This is a genomic window from Clostridia bacterium (assembly GCA_035628995.1).
Lineage (GTDB): Bacteria > Bacillota > Clostridia > Lutisporales > Lutisporaceae > BRH-c25.
Genome location: DASPIR010000035.1, coordinates 93167 through 99571, shown reverse-complemented (window position 1 = coordinate 99571; position 6405 = coordinate 93167). Strand labels below are relative to the sequence as shown.

Genomic DNA, 6405 nt, shown 5'->3' with positions numbered 1-6405 from the left:
AGCCTTAGAAAAGTCGTATGCGAGGCAGGACGCCGAAGCAAGCCTTCCACGTCCACGGATGGATATTGGAAGGCGTTAGACTTTTCTTAGGCGGAGAGAATTAGTGCCATCAATTTTTGTATACTCATATGTGGCTATGACGTGGCTGTTCTTATTTTGGATAGCTTGTCATTAATAAAACATTAATAGTAAAGGAATAAATATCTCCCACTTACTAAGACTACTAGTATATTATTTTGAAGGGTGATGCTATGTTTACAGATAGAAAAGACGCTGGGAGAAAGCTGTTAAAGGAATTGGAAAGGTTCAGAAGCGAAAATCCGTTAATCCTTGCTGTGCCTAGAGGCGGTGTTGTAATAGCTCATGAAATGATAAAGGAGCTTGCCCTGGAATGGGATCTCATCATTCCTCGGAAGATTGGCGCACCCCATAACAAGGAAGTCGCCATAGGAGCAGTATCCTACGACGGGAGCTATTTTACCGATGAAGGCTATGTTGATATGCTCGGCGTCTCAAACAGATACATAGAGGAAGAAGCTGCATTTCAATTGGATGAAATCAAACGGCGGATGAGAGAATATAGGGGAACTGATGATTTTCCCAATGTGAAGGATAGAACCGTCATAATTGTTGATGATGGAATTGCGACTGGCTTTACTATACTCGCTGCGATAAAGTCTATCAAGAAGCAAGGGGCGAATAAGGTTATTGTTGCAGTTCCTGTAGCACCTCGGGATACAGTGGAAAAGCTTTCGAGGGAAGTTGATGAGGTAATATGCTTGGAAGTACCTGAAGAATTCTATGCTGTCGGTATGCACTATAAAAATTTCAGCGAGGTTAGCGACGAAGAGGTTGCAGAGATTATAAATGACTTAGGGAGGTAGACTATGCAATACAAGATGGTGGCTATAGATATGGACGGCACCCTGCTTACACCGGAGCTTAAGATATCCAGGGAAACAATCGAGACAGTACGGAAAGTAATAGACCTCGGAGTGATTGTAACACTTTCTACCGGAAGAATGTACCCTGCTGCACTGCCTTTTGCTCTTGAACTTCAGCTGGATGTTCCTTTGATAACCTGTAACGGCGCATTGATCAAGTGTTCAAGAACAGGCCGGGAATATCACAAAAAGGCTCTTTCACAGGCGCATTGTATGGAAATACTTGAATACTGCATTTCCAGCGACCTTAATTTAAGCTTATACAAGGATGATGAGATATACACGAGTGGATCTCATAACCTGCACATACATGAAGAGATTGACAAGTCGGAGCCCAGGATAATCGATGACCTGAAATCAGCAGTTGATGATTCTGTTATAAAAATAATGGTAAGCTGCAAGAATACATCAGCCCTCGAATATCACTCCGAAACTATTTATAAAACTTATGAGGATATTTTGAACATCTATTCCTCACTGCCCTGGTTTATCGAGGTAGTGCACAAGGAGGCCAACAAAAGCCATGCTCTTAAATTCCTTGCAACCCACTTTAACATCAAAAAAGAAGAAGTCATCGCAATAGGCGACAACTTCAACGATATGGACATGATGCAGTATGCGGGGCTAGGCGTCGCAATGGGCAACGCTCCCGATTACCTTAAGAAGTCAGCAGATTATGTTACCCGTTCCAATGATGAGGATGGAGTAAGGCATGTATTGGAAAGGTTCATATTAGGTGCTGCAAACTAGAGCTTTATTGTTAATACATAACTGTCCTTTGTACAGTTTGAAATATTCCATGTAGAGGTTTCCGGAAGACTCAATGTCACCCCGACCGCATTAAAGTCCTGCTTATTGATGTATTGGACAGAATAATTGCTGCCGCTGCTATCACTGAAGCTTATTACCTTGTTTTTCTTCAGATATTCTACATATTCCTCAAGACACATGTTATTTGCCTTCATGATCTCCGAATGAACGCTCCCGACATATCTGACATGCCAAGGCTCGTATATTATACCGGTAATCTTTGACTTATCTTCTGGATATCTGACTACGAAGCCATATTTCCAACTATTATCCTCCAGCCACTTGCCCTGCTTAGTATTTGCAAAATTACTGACCAACCCTACTCTCTCACTGCATATATCGGCAGCAAGACCTGTCTGGTGTTCGCTGGAGCCGGGTATTGCCACTACCTTCGAAGCCTCTTCCATTGCAGACTTACGATTCATTTTTCTGGACAGTATGCTTGTCTTATTATTAAAAAGGCTTGTCTGCTTGTCGAAGGTCCTAAAGGCGCTTGTTATTACCATCCCCGAAACTCCATCACGATAAGCAGAGTCCAGCATATAATTCAGCTGCTTCATTGCTTCTTTGTTCAGCCTCAAGTTGACGGTTGTCCTGCCTCTTAAAGGATTTGAATAAATCAGACCTGGAGGAAAATAGCTCTGGTCTAAGGTATTGTTCTTATTTACCAGAAGCATGGTATTATCCAAGTTACTGTCAACATTCTTCTTATTTATTGCATGGATGCTTGTCCCAGATTTTCGCACAACAAAATGTGCCGTACCATCTATAACCTCCATTGTAGCCTCAGCCAATACAGCGACAACCTCTTTGCCGGAGAAAAACACTTGTGGGTCTAGCACACTCTTGTATGAATCCTTCGCTGCATCCTGTCTGCCTATATATATGAAAGCCTTGAAGCGGTACGGAATAGACATGTCCATTCCCTTGATATTATTAAGCACAAAAGCCGTTTCATTGACCTCAATATTATCGTCCAGCACTTTAATAGAAATCCTGTATTTACCGTCCACTGCATATATAAATTCCGTATCCGGATTGTAGGAGAAGCTTAAGGAGCTCCCCCTGGACATCTCTGAAAGCTTTATTGTAATAGAATCACTTGCAAATTCGGGGTCTACTGAAAAGGCAGCTAAAATGTTCTCTTCTCCATTATTAACTGATTCATCTGCGAATACGATTGTATTAAATATCAAAAAAACTGTCAATAGTAGTATAAATACCTTCCTCATTCGCCCCTCCAACGATATTCGACATAAACCACCTACCTCTTCGATTATATCAAAAATTTCGCCTATTTACCATTGTTTTCTTGCCATATCCCCACCGGTTTTTTTGAAGAAATACAAGCTTGGAAGCAGTGCTGCTGCCGCGAAAGCACTGCATATTACAAAGGTCAGCTGTATTGACTGATTTGCTGATTTTCCAATTGCAAGGTTTATAACCACTGATACTATATCTATGGTCATTGCATATGCTGATAGAATTGTCGCCCTGTCCGAAGTGCTTATTGATTTGTTCTGAATGTCGGATGAAATGGGCATTATAATAGCATTGGAAAGACCGACAAAGGCAATAAGCAGTACGCTCAGCAAAGGGCTGTCAGTGAATACCAGCAATAATGTGCTTGCACAAATTGTACCTGCCATAATACCTACTGTTTTCCCCTGCCCGATTGCTTTGGTTATAATGTGTGTTTTGGCTGAAAGCATTGTAAGCAGCTGTATCAATGCCATGAATAAAATTCCAGAACTATGATACAAATTATTTCATATTATGCCAGCATTATATAATTTAGTCCTTTACCAAAAAGTTCTCTGCTGACTTTTTGAGTTTTCTCTTTGAAAATGCGGTTAACTCATATATAATCAATTATGTATGAGTTAAGAGAGCTTTCAAAGAGAGGAGTCAAAAATGAGCATACTTACAGTTAAAAATCTAAGCCATGGATTTGGCGACCGTGCGATATTCAATAATGTTTCCTTCAGATTGCTGAAGGGAGAGCATATCGGACTCATTGGTGCAAACGGAGAAGGCAAGTCCACTTTTATGAATATAGTCACAGGAAAGCTTGAGCCTGATGATGGTCAGGTGGAATGGTCAAAACGTGTCAGAGTCGGCTATCTTGATCAGCATACTACTTTAGAAAAGGGAATGACCATAAGAGATGTGCTGAAAACCGCATACAAATATCTTTTCGACCTTGAGGCAGAAATGAATGAAATATGCGACAAAATGGCCTCTGCATCACCAGAGGAATTGGAGCAGCTCCTTGAGGATATGGGAACCATACAGGAAACTCTGGAGCATAACGATTTTTATATAATCGATTCAAAGGTTGAAGAAACAGCACGTGGATTAGGCTTGGTGGACATAGGACTTGATAAGGAAGTGCAGGAGCTGAGCGGTGGACAGCGTACAAAGGTACTCCTTGCAAAGCTTCTTCTGGAGAAGCCTGATATACTTTTGTTGGACGAGCCTACCAACTATCTTGATGAAAAGCACATTGAGTGGTTGAAGAGATATCTTCTGGAATACGAAAATGCTTTCATACTTATATCCCACGATATTCCATTCCTCAATAGCGTAGTTAATCTCATATACCACATGGGGAACTTGGAGTTGAACCGTTATGTCGGAGATTATGATAATTTCATGCAGGTATATGAGGCTAGAAAATCTCAGCTTGAGGCTGCCTACAACAAGCAGCAGCTTGAAATCGCTGACCTCAAGGACTTTGTGAACAGAAATAAAGCCAGAGTCGCCACCAGGAACATGGCAATGTCCCGACAGAAGAAGCTGGATAAGATGGAAGTAATCGAGCTGGCCAAGGAAAAGGCAAAACCTGAGTTCTATTTTAAGGAAGCAAGAACCTCAGGCAAGCTGATTTTTGAGGCTCAAGATCTGGTCATCGGGTATGACGAGCCTCTGTCAAAACCTTTGAACCTGAAAATGGAGCGAGGTCAGAAAATAGCTCTTGTGGGAGCGAACGGACTTGGAAAGACTACACTGCTGCGAAGTATACTTGGTGAAATAAATTCAATCTCCGGCAGCGTAGAGCTCGGAGATTACCTGCACATAGGCTATTTTGAGCAGGAAATAAAGGAAGCCAACTACAGCACCTGCATCGAAGAGGTATGGAAGGACTTCCCGTCCCTCAACCAGTACGAGGTACGTTCAGCCTTGGCAAAGTGCGGCCTTACCACAAAACATATCGAGAGCAAGATTGTGGTGCTGAGCGGAGGAGAGCAAGCGAAAGTACGTCTATGCAAGCTGATAAACAAAGAGACTAACATACTGGTCCTTGACGAGCCGACCAACCACTTGGACGTGGATGCCAAGGAGGAGCTCAAGCGTGCTCTTATGGAATATGGCGGAAGCATGCTGCTTATATGTCATGAGCCGGAATTCTACAGCGATATTGTGAGTGAAGTATGGAACTGCGAGACCTGGACTACGAAAATAGTATAAATAGCTTGGCTCTGCTAGTTTTGCCTCGTGCTTCGTGCCGCGTGCCACGTGTTTTTTACGTAAGACTCTGAAGCAGGACAATAGGCAATGGAATTAAGTATCACTTCTTAGAGCTTTCTTGAATCGCGAAACTCGAAACTATACCCTATAGGAATACCAAAGAATGCACGAAGCACATAGCAAAAATATATCTATTGACCTATACAGCGTTTCATGTTATTATATTAAAAAGTTTAAATTTTCTAAATTCTATGAACAAGATTAGTATCTGCGATATTGAGTTTTCAGCGAGTCGGGAATAGTGCAAGCCCGGTAACAGGATATGCAGTGAATGGACTTGTGAGAAGTCAGGCGAACCTTCCGGAGCTTCCGGAGGAATTAGCCGAAGCCGGGGGATTCCCGTTACAGAATCGGGATATCGAGCTGAATTATAAGCTCCGTATCTAATAAGAGAGACAGATCTTTTGTCTAAACTGGGTGGTACCGCGGAAATATACCTTCCGTCCCTTTATAGGGATGGAAGGTTTTTGTTTTTTGTATTTTTATATTTTTATTAGGGGGTGAGTGCAATGTTGTGAACTTTTAATAATACCAGTAACAATATCAAATCAAATAAATTATTAAAAGGAGAGATATATTATGAATTTGAGAAAAAATATTCTTATAGCATTGCTGCTTTCCATAGGCTATATAATGCACCAGATAGTACCGGGTACAATAGGAAATATGAAGTTTGACCTAATGCTTTCCTTCATATTTGTTGCTCTGTTAATCAGCAGGGATTTTAAAAGCACAATACTTACCGCTCTTCTTGGCGGTTTCATCACTGCATTGACCACTACCTTCCCGGGTGGGCAGATAGCAAATGTTGTAGATAAAATAGTGACCTGCCTCTGTGTATACTTGATGATAAAGCTATTCGACAAACTGAAGTTCAAGCAGATATCAACAGGCATAATCGCCTTTATAGGAACTATAATAAGCGGCACTACATTCTTGTATACCGCACTGATTATGGTCGGGCTGCCAGCGCCATTCTCAGTACTCTTTGCAGGTATAGTGCTTCCTACTGCAGTAACAAACATATTTGTTACACTAGTTGTTTATAATACTGCGAAGCTCGCAATTAAAGCAACTGGAGCCAAATTCGTTCAATCGAAAGAACTATAAAATAATGTGA

The 6405-nt window shown here is 41.5% G+C and carries 6 protein-coding genes and 1 other annotated feature; of the genes, 4 read left to right on the top strand and 2 right to left on the bottom strand.

What is annotated here, in order from left to right; all coding sequences use genetic code 11:
• Nucleotides 1-251: 251 nt before the first annotated feature.
• The gene (locus VEB00_17395; GenBank protein ID HYF84781.1) at nt 252-884 is read left to right on the top strand and encodes a phosphoribosyltransferase family protein; all 633 of its coding nucleotides are present in this window, start codon (nt 252-254) and stop codon (nt 882-884) included.
• Between the two features lie 3 nt (nt 885-887).
• Entirely contained in the window at nt 888-1694 is an 807-nt protein-coding gene (locus VEB00_17390) for a Cof-type HAD-IIB family hydrolase (protein ID HYF84780.1), read from the top strand.
• Here the strand turns inward: VEB00_17390 and VEB00_17385 are convergent.
• Complete coding sequence (locus VEB00_17385; protein ID HYF84779.1) at nt 1691-2986, bottom strand: M15 family metallopeptidase; 1296 nt, start codon at nt 2984-2986, stop codon at nt 1691-1693. The genes VEB00_17390 and VEB00_17385 overlap by 4 nt on opposite strands.
• Nucleotides 2987-3052: 66 nt before the next feature.
• On the bottom strand, nt 3053-3490 hold the full coding sequence (locus VEB00_17380) for a hypothetical protein (GenBank protein HYF84778.1): 438 nt from the start codon (nt 3488-3490) through the stop codon (nt 3053-3055).
• Between the two features lie 178 nt (nt 3491-3668).
• Here VEB00_17380 and VEB00_17375 point away from each other — a divergent pair, with 178 nt between their 5' ends.
• Complete coding sequence (locus VEB00_17375; GenBank protein ID HYF84777.1) at nt 3669-5225, top strand: ABC-F family ATP-binding cassette domain-containing protein; 1557 nt, start codon at nt 3669-3671, stop codon at nt 5223-5225.
• Nucleotides 5226-5467: 242 nt separating this feature from the next.
• Nucleotides 5468-5736, top strand: a binding site (T-box leader).
• Between the two features lie 128 nt (nt 5737-5864).
• Nucleotides 5865-6395: a tryptophan transporter gene (locus VEB00_17370; protein ID HYF84776.1), complete on the top strand. Its 531-nt coding sequence runs from the start codon at nt 5865-5867 to the stop codon at nt 6393-6395.
• Nucleotides 6396-6405: the final 10 nt, after the last annotated feature.